Source organism: Citrobacter sp. Marseille-Q5395, from assembly GCF_947057495.1.
GTDB classification, from domain to species: Bacteria; Pseudomonadota; Gammaproteobacteria; order Enterobacterales; family Enterobacteriaceae; genus Citrobacter; species Citrobacter murliniae.
The window spans coordinates 1-19,658 of the sequence record NZ_CAMSEL010000018.1 but is presented as its reverse complement, the minus strand read 5'-3'; the positions used below and the strand labels follow the sequence as shown (position 1 = coordinate 19,658).

Below are 19,658 nucleotides of genomic sequence, written 5' to 3'. Positions count from 1 at the left end.
ATGATGAATCCATTAATTATCAAGCTGGGCGGTGTGTTACTGGATAGCGAAGAGGCGCTGGAGCGTCTGTTTACCGCGCTGGTGAATTATCGCGAGTCGCATCAGCGTCCACTGGTCATTGTGCACGGTGGTGGCTGCGTGGTCGATGAGCTGATGAAACAGCTTAACCTGCCTGTGAAAAAGAAAAATGGCCTGCGTGTGACGCCTGCCGATCAGATTGACATCATCACCGGTGCGCTGGCGGGAACCGCGAATAAAACGCTGTTGGCATGGGCGAAAAAACATCGTATTTCTTCAGTGGGTCTGTATCTTGGCGATGGTGATAGCGTTAAAGTAACCCCGCTTGATAAAGAGTTAGGCCACGTTGGGTTGGCGCAACCGGGTTCACCTAAGCTGATTAATACCCTGCTGGAAAGCGGTTTTTTGCCGGTCGTCAGCTCCATTGGCGTAACAGATGATGGGTTACTGATGAACGTCAATGCCGATCAGGCGGCGACGGCATTGGCGGCAACGCTGGGCGCGGATCTGATCCTGCTTTCTGACGTTAGTGGTATCCTCGATGGCAAAGGTCAGCGTATTGGCGAAATGACCGCTGCGAAAGCGGAACAGTTGATCGAGCAGGGCATTATTACTGATGGCATGATAGTGAAGGTGAACGCCGCGCTGGATGCTGCCCGTACGCTGGGTCGTCCGGTGGATATCGCTTCCTGGCGTCATGCAGAACAGCTTCCGGCGCTGTTTAACGGCACGCCGATTGGCACACGTATTTTGGCTTAAGACTTTATGCCCGACGGCGTTTTGCTTGCCGGGCCTACAAGACCGAAGGCTGGATGAACATAGCATCATCCGGCGGCATTGAAATCGAAGAACTTAAGGAAAAAAGTTATGGCACTTTGGGGTGGGCGTTTTACACAGGCTGCGGATCAACGGTTCAAACAGTTCAATGACTCTTTGCGCTTCGACTATCGCCTTGCGGAGCAGGACATTACTGGCTCTGTCGCCTGGTCCAAAGCGTTGGTAACGGTAGGCGTGTTGACTGCGGATGAACAACTCCAGTTGGAAGAGGCGCTGAACACTTTGCTGGAAGAGGTTCGTGTGAATCCGCAGCAAATTCTTGAGAGCGATGCCGAAGACATTCATAGCTGGGTGGAAGGTAAGCTGATCGATAAAGTCGGTCAACTCGGTAAAAAACTGCACACTGGTCGTAGCCGTAATGACCAGGTTGCGACCGATCTCAAACTGTGGTGCAAAGACACAGTGATTGAATTGCTTTCCGCGAACCGACAGTTGCAAAGTGCGCTGGTGGTTACGGCGGAGAACAACCAGGACGCCGTAATGCCGGGTTACACTCACCTGCAGCGCGCGCAACCGGTGACGTTTGCTCATTGGTGTCTGGCCTATGTAGAAATGCTGGCACGTGATGAGAGCCGCCTGCAGGATACGCTCAAGCGCCTGGACGTTAGCCCGTTAGGCTGCGGCGCGCTGGCTGGCACCGCCTATGAAATCGATCGTGAGCAACTGGCCGACTGGCTGGGCTTTGCTTCGGCAACCCGTAACAGCCTGGACAGTGTGTCTGACCGCGACCACGTGCTGGAGCTGCTCTCCGACGCCTCTATCGGTATGGTGCATCTGTCGCGCTTCGCCGAAGACCTGATTTTCTTTAATACCGGCGAAGCGGGCTTTGTTGAGCTGTCCGATCGCGTGACGTCTGGTTCATCGCTGATGCCGCAGAAGAAAAACCCGGATGCGTTAGAGCTGATTCGTGGCAAGTGCGGTCGTGTACAGGGCGCGCTGACCGGAATGATGATGACGCTGAAAGGACTGCCGCTGGCTTACAATAAAGATATGCAGGAAGACAAAGAAGGGCTGTTCGATGCTCTTGATACCTGGCTGGACTGCATGCATATGGCTGCACTGGTGCTGGACGGTATTCAGGTGAAACGCCCACGCTGCCAGGAAGCGGCGCAGCAGGGCTATGCTAACGCCACCGAACTGGCAGATTATCTGGTAGCGAAAGGCGTACCGTTCCGTGAAGCGCACCATATTGTGGGTGAAACGGTCGTAGAGGCGATTCGTCAGGGCAAACCGTTGGAAGCGTTGCCGCTTGCTGATTTACAGAAGTTCAGCAGCGTAATTAGCGATGATGTTTACCCGATTCTGTCGCTGCAGTCGTGTCTCGATAAACGTGCGGCAAAAGGTGGTGTTTCACCGCAGCAAGTCGCACAAGCGATTGACTACGCGAAGGCACGTCTCGCGTAACGGCATTGATCATTATAAGGCCTGGCGTGGTGCCAGGCTTTTTGTCAAAAGACCTATTTTTTACTGACCATAATAAGCATTATCACCGTGCTTTCTTAAAAAGTGTTTATCCAGTAACGTTTGTTGCATGGCAGTCAAATGGGGTTGCAGTTGCTGTGTGAACAAATTCATATAGGCAATTTCTTCAAGCACGACAGCGTTATGAACCGCGTTGGCGGGATCAGTTCCCCAGGTAAAAGGACCATGACTGTTAACCAACACTGCCGGGATATGGTCGGGAGATATTCCACGTTGTTTAAATGTTTCAATGATTACCTTGCCGGTATCATGTTCATAATGCCCATTAATCTCGTCATCAAGCATCGTTCGTGTACAGGGAATCGCACCGTAGAAATAATCCGCATGCGTTGTTCCCAGCGGCATTAAGTCTTTTCCTGCTTGTGACCAAATGGTGGCATGACGGGAATGGGTATGAACGATCCCACCGATATTTGGAAAGGCGCGATACAGAGCCAGATGTGTGTCGGTATCAGATGAAGGTTTTTTATTCCCCTCAACAACCTTCCCGCTTTGTATGTCGACAACAACCATATCATCCAGGCTCATGCTGTCATATTCGACACCAGAAGGTTTAATGACCATTATGCCTTTTTCACGATCCATGCCGCTGACGTTGCCCCATGTAAACGTCACCAGATGATGGGCTGGCAAGGATAAATTAGCGTTAAATACTTTTTCCTTCAGTGTATCCATTCTTGACTCCAGAAATATTATTTAGCTTTATAAAAATGAGTTCTTTAATTTTGCTGGGAAATTATGTTGCTATTTAAATTACGCCGAATACATAAGATGTAAAATACAAGCAGACGATACTTATGTATAAAACGGCTAAAACGGTCAAATTCGGAAGTATTCGGGCGTGTTTTTCTATTTTATTGATGCCCGTATATGCCCGTTTAGTCGTTATGCTGTGATAGTTAAATAAGAAAAGAGATTAATTCTGTGATGAAAATCTCACTATTGCGTTATAAAATTCATTTATTACATCAATAAATTAAACTTAGATCACACTGTTAATTGTGTATTATTTCTGTAAAGCAATTCTTGATACCAATCACTTTAAGTTAAGGCAAAAAGATTAATTATGTAGACACAGTGAATTTTGTCTTGGTGGGCTGAAATTATGTTGCAGGCAGAACGTTATAAAATAATTTGCGCACACGTTCAACAAATGGGCGCTGTGCGTGTAACGGAACTGTCGAAATTATGCCAGGTATCCCAGGAAACTATTCGAAGAGATTTGACAAAACTTGAACAAAAAAAGAAACTCACCCGCAGTTTTGGCGGCGCCGTATCTTTGGATGCTCCTGATTTAATATCTACGGCTATAACAGAAGATAAAACCTGGCAAACAAATAGCGTGGATCGCGCAGAGTCATTTCGCAAGCGTACTGAAGCACATCCCGATGTTAAAGCCAAAATAACCAAGGCGGCGTTGCAGTTTATTCGCTCTGGCGATTGTATTTTGATGGATAACAGTAGCACCTGTTGGTTTCTTGCCCGGCAGATTCCGGATATTGATATTACGGTTGTGACGAATTCGTTACGGATTATCCAGGCATTAGCGTGCCGGGATAAAGTTCGCATTATTGGTATCGGCGGAGAGTATTCAGAGCGTCATGATGACTTTCATGGACCAGTAGCAGAGAGTGCGATCAGGAATTTCCAGATTAATAGCTTTTTCTTTTCATGTCAGGGGCTGAATTTGGAGAATGGAGTTAGAGATGGCAGCGAAATAAATGCCAGATTAAAACAGGTGATGCTTCAGGTCTCTGCTCAAAAAATATTAATGGTAGACTCCAGTAAGTTTGAGCAGTATGCATTCAGTAAAATTTGTATGTTAGATGAAATTGACGTCATGGTTACTAATAATTGTATTGACGAACGTTATCGTAGCCTTTACCCGCAATTAAATGTAGTAGAAGTCGATAAGTAATAGATGTTAGTCGTTAACTAAATAATTAAGGCTGTGCCCGATTATTTAGCCAATACCAGAGGAAAGTTGAAATAAATAAAAAGTCAGGCTGATATTTTTATCGGGATTTCCTGACATATGAAGAATATTTCTTAAGGAATTTACGATGAAAAAATTAATCTTACCCTGTCTGATTACTGCAGCTTTGTCATCATCTGTTGTATGGGCAGAACAACCTGCAGCAGCGCAAAAAGCGAATAAACCTTTTACGATGGGCGTCGTGGTAAAAGTTGGTGGTATTCCATGGTTTAACGTGATGGAACAAGGCATTAAGGAAGAAGGTAAAGCATTAGGTGTAGATGCCTGGCAAGTAGGACCGACAACTGCGGATCCCGCCGAGCAAGTGCGAGCTATTGAAGATTTAATCGCCAAGAAAGTTGATGTGATTGGCGTTGTTCCAAATGATGCGAAAGTTCTGGAACCGGTGTTAAAGCGCGCCCAGGAGGCTGGTATTAAAGTCATTACTCATGAGTCACCGAACCAGGCCAATGCTGACTGGGACTTTGAGTTGCTTAACACCCAAACGATGGGCGCCAATCACATGAAAGACATGGCGAAATGCATGGGTGAAGAAGGGAAGTACGCAATGTTTGTAGGCAGTCTGACGGTTCCATTGGTGAATGACTGGGCTGATGCCGCCATTGCTTATCAAAAAGAACATTATCCTAAAATGACGCTCGTTGAGGATCGCTTTGGTGTAGCGGAGTCTGTAGATGACTCTATGCGTACAGCCAATGATCTGATGTCTAAATACAAAGATCTGAAAGGCATCATGTCTTTTGGTTCGCAGGGACCAATCGGTGCAGGCCGTGCTATTGATAAACGTAAGAAAAATGATGCAATTTGCGTATTTGGTACGTTCACCCCAGGCCAGGGCATTAAGTTGCTGGAAAAAGGTGCTATCGATGGCGGCTACATTTCTAACCCGATGACTGCAGGTAAAGTGTTTGTTCAGGTCGCCACGGCGATGATGAACGGTGAGCCAATTAAGGATGGTGTAAAAATCGGTGATATGGGAGAAATTAAAGTTCAGAACAACACCATTCTCAGCGATAACCCTGAAAAACTCGATCTGGAAAATACGCAACGTTTAGTGAAGTTAGGTTTGTAATTTTAGTTTGCATCACCGGGCCTAAACTGGCCCGGAAATCCTTTGGTCGTTTAGGAACAGTATGATGCCTCATATTACAGAGAAAAATACAGGTGAACCGTTAGTGACGTTAAAATCGTTAACTAAAAGCTTCGGCGGTCATCGGGCATTAAAAAATATTGATCTCACTCTAAATAAAGGTGAAGTCCACTGTCTTGCTGGTGCAAATGGTTGTGGTAAAAGTACATTAATAAAAACGCTGAGTGGTGTGTATATCCCGGATACGGGTAGCGAAATTATTATTGATAATAGATCCTGGTCCAGACTTTCACCAGATAGAGCTCGCGAGTTAGGTATCCAGGTTATTTATCAGGATCTCTCATTATTTCCTAATTTGACGGTGGCAGAAAACATAGCCTTTGAATATAACCTTAAGGGGTATTTTAGGTGGCACAAAAAAGCACATCTGAAAGCGGTATCAGAGAAGATTATACAGGAATTAAATTTTAACCTCGATGTTGACGCATTGGTTCAGCATTTGCCTATTGCGCAGCGCCAGCAGGTTGCCATTTGTCGTGCTCTGGTCGCAGAAGCCCGACTGGTGATAATGGACGAACCAACGGCTTCACTTACTCGTACCGAAGTTAACCAACTACTACGTACGGTAAATTATCTCCGTCATAAAAATATCACTGTAGTTTTTGTTAGCCACCGCTTGGATGAGGTCAAAGAGATTTCCGACCGTATCACGGTTATTCGCGATGGTGAAATTATAGGTACCTGGGCAGCTGAACAGTTGTCTCCGGGACGCATCACAGAACTGATGACCGGCAGGACCATTGTTCACCAGAAAAAATTACCGAATAGTGTTGAAGGTAAAGTTGTCCTTGAGCTGAAAAAGTTGAGCAGGAAAGGACAATTTGAAGATATTTCCCTGAAACTTCACCAGGGTGAGGTTCTGGGATTGTGCGGTTTGTTAGGTTCGGGACGAACAGAGCTGGCGTTGAGCCTATTTGGTATTACTCATCCAGATAGCGGAGATATCTATCTGGAGGGTAAAAAAGTTGTGATTAAAGATAATACCCAGGCAGCGAAATTAGGTATTGCCTATGTCTCTGAAGATCGTCTTACATTGGGAGCGGTTTTATCCCAGTCAGTCAGTGACAATATGGTACTTTCGATTCTTAACCGGTTAAAAACACCATGGCAATTTATTGATGAAAAACGCCAGGACGCCTTGGTTAAAGAATGGATTCAGGATCTGGATATTAAAGTCACCAATCCTGATAACCCACTTTCAACACTTTCTGGTGGTAATCAACAAAAAGTGGTGCTGGCGAAATGGATTTTAACGCGTCCAAAAGTACTTATTCTTGATGCCCCTACAGTTGGTGTCGATATAGGAGCGAAAGACAGTATTTATCAGCTTATTCACCGGCTTTCCGGTGTAGGTATTTCAGTCTTGCTGATTACTGATGAAGCGCCAGAAGCGTATTACAACTGCGATCGTATTTTTCACATGCGGCGTGGGAAGATTATTAACGAACTGCAGCCTTCTCTCTATACCGAACAACAGCTAGCGGAGGTGATTAATGGCTAGTTTATTGCACCTGCGGTTTCCACGTTCAGTCGAAGGATGGCTGGGATGGGTTATCGCCCTGATGCTGGTACTGTTTTCTCTTATGAATGATCAATTTCTGTCAATTCAAAACCTGCTGGATCTGACAGAAAGCTATGCCGTTACAGGGATCTTTGCCCTCGGGCTTTTTGTTGTGCTGGTGACAGGAGGAATTGATATTTCATTCGCTGCTGTAGCCTCAGTTGTTCAGTATGTGGTGGCGTCATTACTGCTTAACGAAACAATAGCCAATCCACTGCTATGTCTCGGGGTTGCTATTTCTCTGGGTGTTTTGTTTGGCCTGATCAATGCGATCCTCATTTATTACCTCAACGTAGTTTCCATCATTATCACCATCAGTATGCAGTCGTTGTTATTCGGCATGTTGATGTGGCTGACTAATGGTCACAGTATCTATGACTTACCTGACTGGTGGATAACGCAACGTTCCCTTTTTAGCTTCGAATTTGAAGGGGAGGTTTATCAGGTTGGATTACCTCTGATAGTGATGCTGGGCATGGCCTGTTTTACATGGATTGTAATGACGAAAACCCATATTGGACGTCAGCTTTATGCTGTGGGCGGCAGTACAGAGTCGGCGCGGCGTATTGGTATCCGGGTTTCACTGATTTATTTGTTCGCCTACGGCTATCTTGGCGCGGCGGCGGCGATCGGCGGAATGCTGCAGGCTTACCGCATGAGCGAGGTTGTTCCCAATGCGTTGGTTGGCGGTGAATTGGATGTTCTGGCCGCTGCTGTACTGGGAGGTGCTAGCTTATCCGGAGGTCGTGGTTCGGTGATCGGTACGCTTATGGGGGTCTTCCTCATCGGCATACTCAAAAATGGTCTCAACTTGATTGGCGTGTCCAGCTACTTCGTCAATATCGTCATCGGTGTGGTGATTGTTTCGGCTATCTGCGTCACCCATTACAAAAAGCGTAAAGAAACGGACGTTGGATTTGTCTGACAGGGGGCGTGAAATGAAAAAAAAGGCATTTTTACCAATTGATGGCACCAGCTCCGGCTTACTGGCGATATGTTTCTTTGCAGTAGTGGCTTTTAGCCTGGCGATGCCCGGACGTTTTTTTACCGATAATACTTTTCTGAGTATTGCCTTCCAGCTACCCGAGTTGGGATTGCTCACTTTTGCGATGTTTGTGCCAATGCTGAGCGGTGGGCTGAATCTGGCGATTATTGGTACCGCTAATCTAACCAGCCTGTTTATGGCCTGGCTGTTGATCCAATTTGTACCTGCTGATGCTTCTACCAGTATGCAGTTAGGGTGGTTATTTTTGGCGATAGTGGGAGCGATGATGATCGCTGTCGCGATTGGCGTTGTGACAGGAATGATCATCTCTCGTGTTGGCGCACACCCAATTTTGGTAACACTGGGCAGTATGACGATTATCAGTGGTATTGGTATTTATCTCACTAAAGGCGCTGCCTTAAGTGGTATGCCACCGATAGTCCGTAGCATTGGGTCAGAGGTCATTTATGGGATGCCGGTTCCGATGGTGATTTTTATCATTACGACTCTCGGGCTGGCACTATTCCTTGGAAAAACGCGCACTGGAAAAGTCATCTATATGTGCGGCAGCAATATTAATGCAACCTGGTTTAGCGGCATTCGCACTGAGCGCGTGCTGATTGCTATTTATGCTATCTCCAGTCTGTTATGCGTCCTGGCGGGGCTGATTATGCTTGCCCGCTTCAATTCCGCTCGTATGGGGTATGGTGATTCTTATCTTCTGCTCACAGTACTGGCTATTGTTTTGGGCGGCACCGATCCGTTCGGTGGGGTAGGCAAAGTTGCTCATGTATTTTGCGCACTATTGGTGCTCCAGGTTATTGCTACCGGGCTTAGCCTGCTTGGTCTTAGCCTGCATTTTAATCTGGCTGTATGGGGGATTACATTGATTGCCGCACTGGCATTTAAGTTCTTCAAACAAAAATGGCAGGCACGGCGCGCCATGAATAACAGTCGGAAAGCGTTTCAACAACAATTGGCAACTCGTGAGGGAAGATAATGCGTAGCCACCCGTTAGGTATTTATGAAAAGGCGCTCCCCAGGAACACCAGTTGGGTCGAGAAGCTTGCACTGGCTAAATCATGCGGCTTTGATTTTGTTGAAATGTCGGTGGATGAGAGTGAGGACCGACTTGCTCGCCTGGACTGGTCCCTTGCGGATCGTATGGAAATTATCAGCGCCATTCAGAAGACAGGGGTACGTATTCCAACCTTGTGCCTCTCTGCCCATCGACGTTTTCCGTTTGGCAGTCGCGATAGTGATACCCGACAGCAAGCGCGAATTATTATGCAAAAAGCGCTACGACTGGCGCAGGATCTGGGGATTAGAACCATCCAGCTTGCCGGTTATGACGTTTATTATGAGCCGCAAAATGATGAAACTATTGCCTGGTTTGAAGATGCGATGGCTTGGGCGGCGGAACAAGCTGCGGCTGCACAGGTTATGTGCGCTGTGGAAATTATGGATACACCTTTTATTAACTCCATCAGTAAATGGAAATTGCTGGATGCCAAAATTAACTCTCCATGGTTTGCCGTTTATCCTGATGTCGGCAATCTAACTGCATGGGGCAACGAGTTGGAGAGTGAACTGGCAAAAGGTATTGATCGGATTGCCGCAATCCATCTTAAAGACACATTTCCAGTGACACCGGATTCCCCAGGGCAGTTCCGCGATGTTCCCTTTGGTGAAGGTTGCGTAGATTTTATCAAATTATTCAAAATATTACGCCAACTTAACTATCGGGGAACCTTCTTGATAGAAATGTGGACGGAAAAATCTGCAGAGCCATTACTGGAAATTATTCACGCACGCCAGTGGATAGAGAGCAAGATGCAGGCGGCTGGATGGTATGACGAGCGGTCGCTTATCGCCGGATAAGGAGAATACGATGGACCATTACTATATGGGCATTGATTTGGGCGGCACTGTTACCAAAGTGGGGCTCTACACTGCCGAGGGTAAGGAAATCACTGTGGCCGCCCAGACCTTACCATTATTGAGTCCGCAGGCGGGGTTTTGTGAACGTGATATGACTGACCTCTGGATGACAACCTGTGAAGTTATCCGGCGAGCGTTGACAGAGAGCCATCTTTCAGCGGAACAGATTCACGGGATTGGTTTTTCCTCACACGGTAAGGGGCTTTATCTGGTCGATAAGTCAGGGCACCCGGTACGCAATGGTATTGTGTCCTCTGATTCTCGGGCCCAGCCCTTGGTTACTGCCTGGAAGGCGCAGGATATCGATCGTTTGGCTTATCCACGCAGTTTCCAACAACTATGGCCTTCTCATCCGGTCGCGTTGTTGGGGTGGTTGAAGCAGCATGAGCCGGAGAATTACGCACGTACGGGCTATGTTTTGATGGCTCACGACTACATACGTTACTGCCTTACGGCTGAATTTACCTGTGAAGAGACCAATATTTCGGGCAGCCAGTTATTCAATCTGCAACGTAATGAATTCGATCCTGAATTGTTCTCGATATTTGGCATTGAAGAGATGATGGGGTGTATGCCTAAGGTGATCGGCTCCGCCGATCTGGCAGGAGTCGTTACGACAGACGCTGCCGCATTGTGTGGATTAAAACCGGGAACGCCGGTCTTTGGCGGCGTCTTTGATGTTGTTGGCGCAGCAATGACCTCCGGAGTGTATGACAATACGCAACTCAGCGCTGTTGCTGGAACATGGTCTATTGCCACCCGCGTTTTTGATAACATCATTCCGGCAGAATATCCGTATGTGTGGGGGAAATTCAGTATCCCTGGGCAATACTTTGCCCATGAAGGAAGCCCTACTTCTGCCAGTAATTTGACCTGGTTTATTAATCGTTTTTTCCCGGATTTACTGGACGATCATGACACGCTCAACCAATGGGCGGCTTGTGGCTACGAGAAACAGGACTGCATTCTATTTTTCCCCTGGTTGTACGGCTCAAACTACTGCGATTCATTGAGTGGTGGATTTCTCGGGTTAGGAGGCCATCACGATGTTGCGGATATGGTTTACGCAATCTATCAGGGTGTCGTTTTTTCGCATTTATTGCATCAGGACAAATTGTTGCAGCTCAGTGACGGCACGGAATCAATTCGTTTTACCGGTGGTCCAACGCATTCGCGCATCTGGATGCAAATGTTTTGCGATGCCAGTAACTTGCCGATTGAGATTGTTGATATTGAACAGTCCGGTTGCCGGGCGGCTGCAATGTGTGCTGCCGTGGGAACCGGTGATTATTCAGGTTTTGAACAGGCGATTAAAGCGACCCTGCCACCAGTGATTCGCCTGGAGCCGGATGCGGCGAAACATAGTATGTTGCGGAGCCGATTCGAACGGTTCAAACGTGTCGCTGATGCACTGAGCACGGTAGCAACGTAACAACAGCACATTGTTGTATCAATCCAGCCTGGCATTAAGCCGGGCTTTTTTACGCAAAAAAAAAGCGGACCAGAGGTCCGCAAACGTTCACGTTGGCTTTAGTTATTTCGAGTATGAGAGAGACTCTCTGAACGGGCAGTGACTTCAAGGGTTAAAGGGTACCGCTCCGTTTCTGTGGTGCATTATTAAACAGAAAACTTGATAGGGATAATCGTTCGTTGCTATGCTACCTATCGCCATGAACTATCGTGGCAATGGAGGATGAATAATGAATATTCGTGATCTTGAATACCTGGTAGCGCTAGCCGAACATCGTCACTTCCGACGAGCGGCGGACTCCTGCCACGTCAGCCAGCCAACGCTTAGCGGGCAAATCCGTAAGCTGGAAGATGAGCTTGGCGTCATGCTGCTGGAGCGTACGAGTCGTAAAGTGCTGTTCACTCAGGCAGGTTTACTGCTGGTGGATCAGGCGCGCACTGTGCTGCGTGAGGTCAAAGTGCTCAAGGAGATGGCAAGCCAACAAGGCGAGACAATGTCTGGTCCTCTGCATATTGGTTTGATCCCAACGGTGGGACCTTATCTGCTGCCGCATATTATCCCTATGTTGCACCAGACCTTCCCGAAACTGGAAATGTACCTGCATGAAGCGCAGACGCATCAGCTGCTGGCGCAACTGGATAGCGGTAAGCTTGACTGCGTAATTCTGGCGCTGGTGAAAGAGAGTGAGGCATTCATCGAAGTTCCGCTATTTGATGAGCCGATGTTGCTGGCGATCTATGAAGAACATTCATGGGCAAATCGCGAGTGCGTTCCGATGTCCGATTTGGCGGGTGAAAAACTGCTGATGCTGGAAGATGGCCACTGTCTGCGTGACCAGGCGATGGGTTTCTGCTTTGAAGCGGGTGCAGATGAAGATACCCATTTCCGGGCTACCAGCCTGGAAACGCTGCGTAACATGGTGGCGGCAGGCAGCGGTATTACCTTATTGCCCGCGCTGGCGGTTCCACCGGAGCGTAAACGTGATGGTGTTGTCTATCTGCCGTGCATTAAGCCTGAACCACGCCGTACGATTGGCCTGGTGTATCGTCCTGGCTCGCCGCTGCGCAGCCGTTATGAACAGCTGGCAGAGGCCATCCGTGGAGCAATGGATGGCCATTTCGACAGTGCGTTAAAACAGGCGGTTTAGGCCATTTAGCGCCGCTACCCGATAGGCTTCCGCCATGGTCGGGTAGTTAAAGGTGGTGTTAACGAAGTACTCAATGGTGTTACCACCACCTTTTTGCTCCATTATCGCCTGACCGATATGAATAATTTCGGCAGCGCGTTCTCCAAAGCAGTGGATCCCTAAAATCTCTTTGGTTTCACGATGGAACAGGATCTTCAGCGTTCCTACACTCATCCCGACGATTTGGGCGCGAGCCAGATGTTTAAACTGAGCACGACCAACCTCGTAAGGGACTTTCATTGCTGTTAACTGCTGTTCGGTTTTCCCGACAGAGCTGATTTCCGGAATGGTGTAAATGCCAGTCGGAATGTCTTCGATCAAATGTGCGTTAGCTTCACCTTTCACCAGCGCCTGGGCGGCAATGCGGCCCTGATCGTAGGCTGCAGATGCAAGGCTCGGATAGCCGATAACATCTCCCACGGCATACACATGCGGCAGCGCTGTCTGGTACATGCTATTCACTTTGAGCTGCCCGCGGCTGTCTGTTTTCAGGCCAATGTTTTCCAGCGCCAGTGAATCTGTATTCCCGGTGCGACCATTCGCGTACAGCAGGCAGTCGGCTTTCAGCTTTTTGCCGGATTTCAGGTGCATGATGACGCCATCATCACAGCCTTCAATCTTCTCGTATTCTTCGTTGTGGCGAATAACAACACCACTGTTCCAGAAGTGATAAGAGAGCGAATCGGACATCTCCTGGTCGAGGAACGCCAGCAGACGGTCGCGGGTGTTGATTAAATCAACTTTGACGTCCATTCCGCGGAAAATCGACGCATATTCACAGCCAATCACGCCAGCGCCATAAATCAGCACATGGCGAGGTTCATGGTGCAGGCTGAGGATAGAATCGCTGTCGTAAACGCGCGGGTGGGAGAAGTCGACATCAACAGGGTGGTAAGGGCGTGAGCCACAGGCGATAACAAATTTATCTGCCGTTAGCGTTTCCACTGTGCCGTCGTGGCATTCCAGAGCAATGGTGTGTTCATCAACAAAGCGGGCATTCCCCTGCAGAATTTCGCAGTGGTTACGCTCGTAAAACCCTTGCCGCATGCGCGTTTGCTGGTTAATCACGTTATCAGCGTGATTGAGAATATCGGCAAAGGAGGAGCGGAGGAGTCGGGAATGGTCGCTGTAAAGGGGGTTCTGATTGAATTCAATGATACGGCTGACTGCGTGGCGGAGCGCTTTAGACGGGATAGTGCCCCAGTGGGTACAACCGCCGCCGACATTATGATAGCGCTCAATAACCGCGACGCGAGCTCCTTGCTTAACCAGACCCATTGCAGCGCCTTCGCCGCCGGGACCGGAACCTATTACTATTGCATCGTAATCGTAGGAATGTGACATGGTCAGGCTTACCTGTTCTTATACATAAAAGCAACAGAATAGTAACATCGTTGTCGGGATAACCCAATTATCGTTGTGCTTTTTTGCGAAGTCGAAGCACAAACTGCGCGTAAACAAACATTCACAAAGCCATGCCAACAACCTAATCTCTGGTATAGTGCCAGCAAGGTATATGGAAGGATTCAGACATCGTGATGGGCGTTAGAGCGCAACAAAAAGAAAAAACCCGGCGTTCGCTGGTAGAAGCTGCATTTAGTCAACTGAGCGCAGAACGTAGTTTTGCCAGCCTCAGTTTACGAGAAGTCGCTCGTGAAGCGGGCATTGCCCCAACTTCCTTTTATCGCCATTTTCGCGATGTGGATGAACTCGGCCTGACGATGGTAGACGAGAGTGGTCTGATGCTGCGCCAGCTAATGCGCCAGGCGCGTCAGCGTATCGCCAAGGGCGGTAGTGTGATCCGTACCTCGGTCTCAACATTTATGGAATTCATTGGCAACAATCCCAACGCCTTCCGTTTATTATTGCGCGAGCGCTCTGGTACCTCCGCAGCGTTTCGTGCAGCGGTAGCGCGTGAAATTCAGCATTTCATTGCGGAACTTGCGGACTATCTGGAACTCGAAAACCATATGCCTCGTGCGTTTACTGAAGCGCAAGCTGAAGCCATGGTGACGATTGTTTTCAGTGCGGGGGCAGAGGCACTGGATGTTGGCGCAGAACAGCGCCGGCAGTTGGAAGAGCGGTTGGTATTGCAGCTGCGCATGATCGCGAAAGGCGCATTTTATTGGTACCGACGTGAACAAGAGAAGATGACGCATCACTCCGAGTAACGAGAAGGACGAGCAATGAAACAGTCAGGTCAAGATAAAGGTACTCTGCTGCTGGCGCTGGTTGCTGGCTTATCGATCAATGGCACATTCGCGGCGCTGTTTAGCTCCATTGTGCCATTCTCTGTATTCCCGATTATTTCGCTGGTGCTGACGGTTTACTGCCTGCATCAACGTTACCAAAATCGCACCATGCCTGTGGGATTGCCGGGTCTGGCTGCTGCCTGTTTCATTCTCGGCGTCCTGCTGTACAGTACCGTAGTGCGGGCTGAATATCCGGATATCGGCTCTAACTTCTTCCCGGCGGTACTGTCGGTAATTCTGGTGTTCTGGATCGGCTTCAAAGTGCGTAACCGTAAGCAGGAGATCTCTGAATAATTTCTCCGCTCTGTAGGCCCAATGGTGCTGTGCATATCGGGCCTACAGGACTGCAAACTACTTTGCTGTCAGCAATACACCACACTCCATATGGTGCGTATACGGGAACTGATCGAACAGAGCCAGACGTGAAACATTGTGCGTCTGGCTTAATGTTTGCAGGTTCTTACACAGTGTTTCCGGGTTGCAAGAGATGTACAGAATTCGCGGATACGCCTGCACCATCTTCTCCGTTTCGCTGTCCAGACCGCTACGCGGTGGGTCCACGAAAATGGTTTCACACTGGTAGCTCTTCAGATCGATTCCCTGCAAACGGTTGAATTCACGTACACCGTTCATCGCCTGAGTAAACTCTTCAGCTGCCATACGAATAATTTGTACGTTATCTATGTGGTTGGCTGCAATGTTGTACTGTGCGGCTGCAACAGATGGCTTGGCGATTTCGGTTGCCAGTACGCGGTTGAAATTTTGTGCCAGGGCTAGTGAGAAGTTACCGTTGCCGCAGTAAAGTTCGAGCAGATCGCCTTTTGAATTTTTGGTGACATCAATCGCCCATTCCAGCATCTGAATATTCATGGCGGCGTTGGGTTGTGTAAAGCTGTTCTCAACCTGGCGGTAGATAATCTCCTTCCCCGCAACCGGCAAACGCTCGTCGATATAATCCTGATCGAGCTCGATTTTGGTTTTGGTTGCCCGACCAATCAGATGCACGTTCAGATTCTGTGCACGCAACGCGTCACGCAATACCTTGGCTTCCTGGCGCCATTCGTCATCCAGCTTTTTGTGATACAGCATAGATATCACCGCCTGATTGCTCATGGTGGTGAGGTAATCAATTTGGAAGAGTTTGTGACGCAGGATACGGTTGTTGCGAACACCTTCAATCATTGCCGTCATCAGCGTGTTGATGAGTTCGCTGGCCGCCGGAAAGCTGTCGACGCGAATACGGCTTTTGGTCTGTTGATCGAACATGATGTGATACAGGTCATCACCGTCATGCCACAGGCGGAATTCAGCGCGCATGCGGTAATGACTGACCGGTGAGCGAAACACTTCCGGAGCTTGATCAGAGAATGGTGTCATTAAGCTCTGCAAACGCACCACTTTTTCAGCTAACTGCGCGTCATACTGTTCTGTCGGAAGGTGTTCGGGGGTCATGATGTATCCTGAAAAATAAAAGTACGCGGGGATTGTAGGGATTGCTCAGTAGATGTCCAGTTATTGATGATTTCCGATATTGTGATATACGGTCTGGACACAAGGTTGTAACAGACTGTAGCATCCGCGTTCCGGTCCTGTGAGTTAATAGGGAATCCAGTGTGAATCTGGAGCTGACGCGCAGCGGTAAAGAAAGGTGAGATGAGAGCGTAAGCAGACACTGCCTGCGGGTGGGAAGTCTTCATTTCTTTTTATTCTATATCCTGAATAACCTTCCAAGCCCGAAGACCTGCCGGCTAACGTCGCATCTGGTTTTCACCATCGCGTACTATCGGTGGGGCCTGCGGCATCCTTCTTATATTGTGGATGCTTTACAATGATTAAAAAATCGTTGCTGTTGACGGCACTCTCCGTCGCGGCATCTTCTGGTTGGGCGCAGGACGCTAGCCCGGATACACTCGTCGTCACTGCGAACCGTTTTCAGCAGCCTGTTAATACTGTTCTGGCGCCTACCGATGTGGTGACACATGAAGATATTCAGCGCTGGCAGTCAAAAGATCTCAATGACGTAATGCGCCGCCTTCCTGGTGTGGACATCTCGCAGAGTGGCGGTATGGGGAGTAGTTCTTCTCTGTATGTCCGTGGCACTGAATCGCGCCATGTTCTGGTATTGATTGATGGTGTGCCAATGGCGCGTGCGGGTATTGGCAACGCGATTGATATTGGTCAGATTCCGGTATCGTTGGTGCAACGCATTGAATACATTCGCGGACCGCGTTCAGCGGTGTACGGATCTGGCGCGATTGGTGGTGTGGTCAATATCATTACCATGTCGGATGATGAGCGCGCGCAAATTAATGCAGGGATGGGAACGCACGGCTACCAGACCTATGATGGTGCGGTTAACAAGCGTTTTGGCGACACGATGGTGACAGCGGCCGGCGCGTACCAGACCACCAAAGGCTTTAATATCCAGCCTAATTCTCCTTACAGCGGTGACAGCGATCGTGATGGCTACCGTAATAAGCTGTTCTGGGGTGGCGTGCAGCACAAGTTTGACGATAACCTCTCTGGCTTCTTCCGCGGCTATAGCTATACCGCTAACAGCGATTACGACCAGGGTTCAGCATATGGTTCTGCTAAAGGTAATGAAGAAGGCCAGAATTACAACCAATCCTGGGATACAGGTCTGCGCTACAATTCTGGTATCTATTCTTCCCAACTGATCGCTAATTACCAACATCTTAAAAATTACAACTACACCAATAATCTTGGTCGCTATGCGGGTGATGCCACGCTGGATGACATGGAACAGCGCTATATCCAGTGGGGTAATAGCGTTGAGGTCGGGCATGGGGCGATTAATGGTGGTGTTGACTGGAAACAGGAAAAGCTGACATCCAGCAGCACAACAAAATCCGATGTCTACAAACGCGATACCACCGGGCTTTACCTGACCGGGCAACAGCAGATCGATAGTGTGACGCTGGAAGCTTCAGGCCGTGAAGACCACGACGAGCAGTTTGGCTGGCATGGTACGTGGCAGACCGCCGCCGGTTGGGAGTTTGTGGACGGCTATCGCGCAACGCTTTCCTACGGAACCAGCTTCCTGGCGCCGTCTCTGGGTCAGCAGTTTGGCGCTACACGTTATGCTTCGGAATATTATTCTGGTATCTCTGCCAACCCGGATTTGAAGCCAGAAGAGTCTAAACAGTGGGAAGCGGGGATTGATGGTTTAACCGGGCCACTGGATTGGCGTCTCTCGGCATACCGTTATGAAATTCAAAACCTGATAGACTATAAAAGCACTAATGGCCTCAACCAGTATGTCAACGTCAAGTCGGCAACTATTAAGGGGCTTGAGTGGACGGGGAATGTGACGACCGGCCCGGTGGAACATCACCTGACGCTGCAATATGTTGATCCGCGCGATGATGAAACCAATAAGACCCTTGCTCGCCGTGCGAAACAGCAGGTGAAGTATGAGCTGACGGGGCAGATTTATGATCTCGGCTGGAATGTGGCTTACCAGTATATGGGGCAGCGCAATGACAACGCCTATGACGAAGCAACCGGCACTTCTCATCCGGTTAAACTAGGTGGTGTTAGTCTGTGGGATATTGGACTTTCATATCCGGTCACCTCACAGCTGACAGTTCGTGGTAAAATCGCCAACCTGTTCGATAAAGATTACGAGACAGTATATGGCTACCAAACTGCAGGACGGGAATACACCTTGTCTGGCAGCTACACCTTCTGATCCACGTCCCACCGTGCTGGTGTTTGATTCCGGCGTCGGTGGGTTGTCGGTCTACAATGAGATCCGGAATCTCTTGCCGGATCTCCACTATATATACGCTTTCGATAACGTTGCCTTTCCTTATGGAGAGAAGAGCGAGGAGTTTATTGTCGAGCGTGTCGTTGAGATAGTTACTGCGGTTCAGCTGCGCTACCCCCTTTCACTTGCTGTCATCGCGTGTAATACCGCAAGTACGGTGTCACTCCCCGCCTTACGCGAAAAGTTCGCCTTCCCTGTAGTTGGTGTTGTACCCGCTATTAAACCGGCGGCGCGACTCACGGCTAATGGCATCGTCGGGTTACTGGCTACGCGTGCGACAGTAAAGCGCTCTTATACGCACGAACTGATTGAGCGGTTTGCTAACGAATGCCAGATTGCAATGCTGGGATCTGCTGAGCTGGTGGAGCTGGCTGAAGCGAAGCTGCACGGTGAACCCGTTTCCCTGGAGGAACTGCGTCGTATTCTGCGGCCGTGGCTACGGATGCCAGAGCCACCGGATACGGTGGTCCTGGGATGTACGCATTTCCCTCTATTACAGGAAGAACTTTTGCAGGTTCTTCCTGAAGGGACGCGACTGGTGGATTCAGGAGCAGCGATTGCGCGTCGAACGGCTTGGTTATTAGAACATGAAGCGCCTGATGCGAAATCAACTGATGAGAACATTGCCTTCTGCATGGCAATGACGACAGAAGCTGAACAATTATTGCCCGTTTTGCAGCGTTATGGCTTCAAAACGCTCGAAAAGCTGACGGTTTAATCAGTTTTGGTGAAAAAACACGCACTCAGAAAGTTATTTTAAATTTCCCCTTGTCAGTCTGAAATAACTCCCTATAATGCGCCTCCACTGACACGGAACAACGGACTACAGGCCGCCGGGTCAGCGGGGTTCCACTGAGAACTTCGCGGAGAAAAGCAAAAATAAATGCTTGACTCTGAAGCGGGATGGCGTAATATGCACACCCCGCGCCGCTGAGAAAAAGCGAAGCGGCACTGCTCTTTAACAATTTATCAGACAATCTGTGTGGGCA

18 protein-coding genes and 1 riboswitch are annotated in these 19,658 nt (G+C 48.8%); of the genes, 14 read left to right on the top strand and 4 right to left on the bottom strand.

Going from position 1 to position 19,658, the window contains the following annotated elements; genetic code table 11:
* Complete coding sequence (gene argB, locus OH663_RS19030; RefSeq protein WP_144243093.1) at positions 1-777, top strand: acetylglutamate kinase; 777 nt, start codon at positions 1-3, stop codon at positions 775-777.
* Positions 778-885: 108 nt separating this feature from the next.
* On the top strand, positions 886-2,259 hold the full coding sequence (gene argH, locus OH663_RS19025) for an argininosuccinate lyase (protein WP_048223418.1): 1,374 nt from the start codon (positions 886-888) through the stop codon (positions 2,257-2,259).
* Between the two features lie 60 nt (positions 2,260-2,319).
* Here the strand turns inward: argH and araD are convergent, their stop codons facing one another.
* The gene (gene araD, locus OH663_RS19020; protein ID WP_200012991.1) at positions 2,320-3,012 is read right to left on the bottom strand and encodes an L-ribulose-5-phosphate 4-epimerase; all 693 of its coding nucleotides are present in this window, start codon (positions 3,010-3,012) and stop codon (positions 2,320-2,322) included.
* 430 nt (positions 3,013-3,442) lie between these two features.
* Here araD and OH663_RS19015 point away from each other — a divergent pair, with 430 nt between their 5' ends.
* The 8 genes from OH663_RS19015 to oxyR all read left to right on the top strand — a co-directional run bounded on the left by OH663_RS19015 (position 3,443) and on the right by oxyR (position 12,588).
* Positions 3,443-4,255 (top strand): DeoR/GlpR family DNA-binding transcription regulator, encoded by an 813-nt coding sequence (locus tag OH663_RS19015; RefSeq protein WP_048223424.1) that lies wholly within the window; start codon positions 3,443-3,445, stop codon positions 4,253-4,255.
* A gap of 145 nt (positions 4,256-4,400) precedes the next feature.
* A complete protein-coding gene (locus OH663_RS19010; RefSeq protein WP_048223427.1) occupies positions 4,401-5,405 on the top strand; it encodes a substrate-binding domain-containing protein in 1,005 nt (334 codons plus the stop codon).
* Between the two features lie 61 nt (positions 5,406-5,466).
* Positions 5,467-6,984, top strand: a complete 1,518-nt coding sequence (locus tag OH663_RS19005; RefSeq protein ID WP_048223429.1) for a sugar ABC transporter ATP-binding protein — start codon at positions 5,467-5,469, stop codon at positions 6,982-6,984.
* Positions 6,977-7,969 (top strand): ABC transporter permease, encoded by a 993-nt coding sequence (locus OH663_RS19000; RefSeq protein ID WP_200042382.1) that lies wholly within the window; start codon positions 6,977-6,979, stop codon positions 7,967-7,969. The genes OH663_RS19005 and OH663_RS19000 overlap by 8 nt, the downstream gene beginning before the upstream one ends.
* Before the next feature lie 13 nt (positions 7,970-7,982).
* Positions 7,983-9,029 (top strand): ABC transporter permease, encoded by a 1,047-nt coding sequence (locus OH663_RS18995; RefSeq protein ID WP_200013363.1) that lies wholly within the window; start codon positions 7,983-7,985, stop codon positions 9,027-9,029.
* A complete protein-coding gene (locus tag OH663_RS18990; protein WP_048223436.1) occupies positions 9,029-9,910 on the top strand; it encodes an L-ribulose-5-phosphate 3-epimerase in 882 nt (293 codons plus the stop codon). Before OH663_RS18995 ends, OH663_RS18990 begins: the two co-directional genes overlap by 1 nt.
* Before the next feature lie 10 nt (positions 9,911-9,920).
* The gene (locus OH663_RS18985) at positions 9,921-11,402 is read left to right on the top strand and encodes an FGGY-family carbohydrate kinase (RefSeq protein ID WP_200013362.1); all 1,482 of its coding nucleotides are present in this window, start codon (positions 9,921-9,923) and stop codon (positions 11,400-11,402) included.
* A gap of 268 nt (positions 11,403-11,670) precedes the next feature.
* Positions 11,671-12,588, top strand: a complete 918-nt coding sequence (gene oxyR, locus OH663_RS18980; RefSeq protein ID WP_045449377.1) for a DNA-binding transcriptional regulator OxyR — start codon at positions 11,671-11,673, stop codon at positions 12,586-12,588.
* Here oxyR and sthA read toward each other — a convergent pair.
* Positions 12,571-13,971, bottom strand: coding sequence for a Si-specific NAD(P)(+) transhydrogenase (gene sthA, locus OH663_RS18975; RefSeq protein ID WP_048223440.1), 1,401 nt, complete (start codon positions 13,969-13,971; stop codon positions 12,571-12,573). The two genes, oxyR and sthA, sit on opposite strands and share 18 nt — an antisense overlap.
* Positions 13,972-14,162: 191 nt before the next feature.
* Between sthA and fabR the strand changes: the two genes are divergently transcribed.
* Positions 14,163-14,798 carry an HTH-type transcriptional repressor FabR gene (fabR, locus tag OH663_RS18970; protein ID WP_003028862.1) on the top strand — a complete coding sequence of 212 codons (636 nt, stop codon included), beginning with the start codon at positions 14,163-14,165 and terminating at the stop codon, positions 14,796-14,798.
* Between the two features lie 15 nt (positions 14,799-14,813).
* On the top strand, positions 14,814-15,173 hold the full coding sequence (locus tag OH663_RS18965; protein WP_045449381.1) for a YijD family membrane protein: 360 nt from the start codon (positions 14,814-14,816) through the stop codon (positions 15,171-15,173).
* A gap of 57 nt (positions 15,174-15,230) precedes the next feature.
* Here OH663_RS18965 and trmA read toward each other — a convergent pair whose 3' ends face one another.
* A complete protein-coding gene (gene trmA, locus OH663_RS18960) occupies positions 15,231-16,331 on the bottom strand; it encodes a tRNA (uridine(54)-C5)-methyltransferase TrmA (protein ID WP_200013361.1) in 1,101 nt (366 codons plus the stop codon).
* Between the two features lie 115 nt (positions 16,332-16,446).
* Positions 16,447-16,642, top strand: a riboswitch (cobalamin riboswitch).
* Positions 16,643-16,707: 65 nt separating this feature from the next.
* On the opposite strand from trmA, the gene btuB reads away from it, so the two are divergent.
* Positions 16,708-18,591 carry a TonB-dependent vitamin B12 receptor BtuB gene (gene btuB, locus OH663_RS18955; protein ID WP_045449384.1) on the top strand — a complete coding sequence of 628 codons (1,884 nt, stop codon included), beginning with the start codon at positions 16,708-16,710 and terminating at the stop codon, positions 18,589-18,591.
* Positions 18,536-19,387: a glutamate racemase gene (gene murI / locus OH663_RS18950; RefSeq protein WP_048223449.1), complete on the top strand. Its 852-nt coding sequence runs from the start codon at positions 18,536-18,538 to the stop codon at positions 19,385-19,387. Before btuB ends, murI begins: the two co-directional genes overlap by 56 nt.
* Positions 19,388-19,412: 25 nt before the next feature.
* On the opposite strand, the gene OH663_RS18945 is transcribed toward murI, so the two are convergent.
* On the bottom strand, positions 19,413-19,658 hold a 246-nt coding region (locus tag OH663_RS18945), incomplete at its 5' end, for a hypothetical protein (protein ID WP_263525791.1).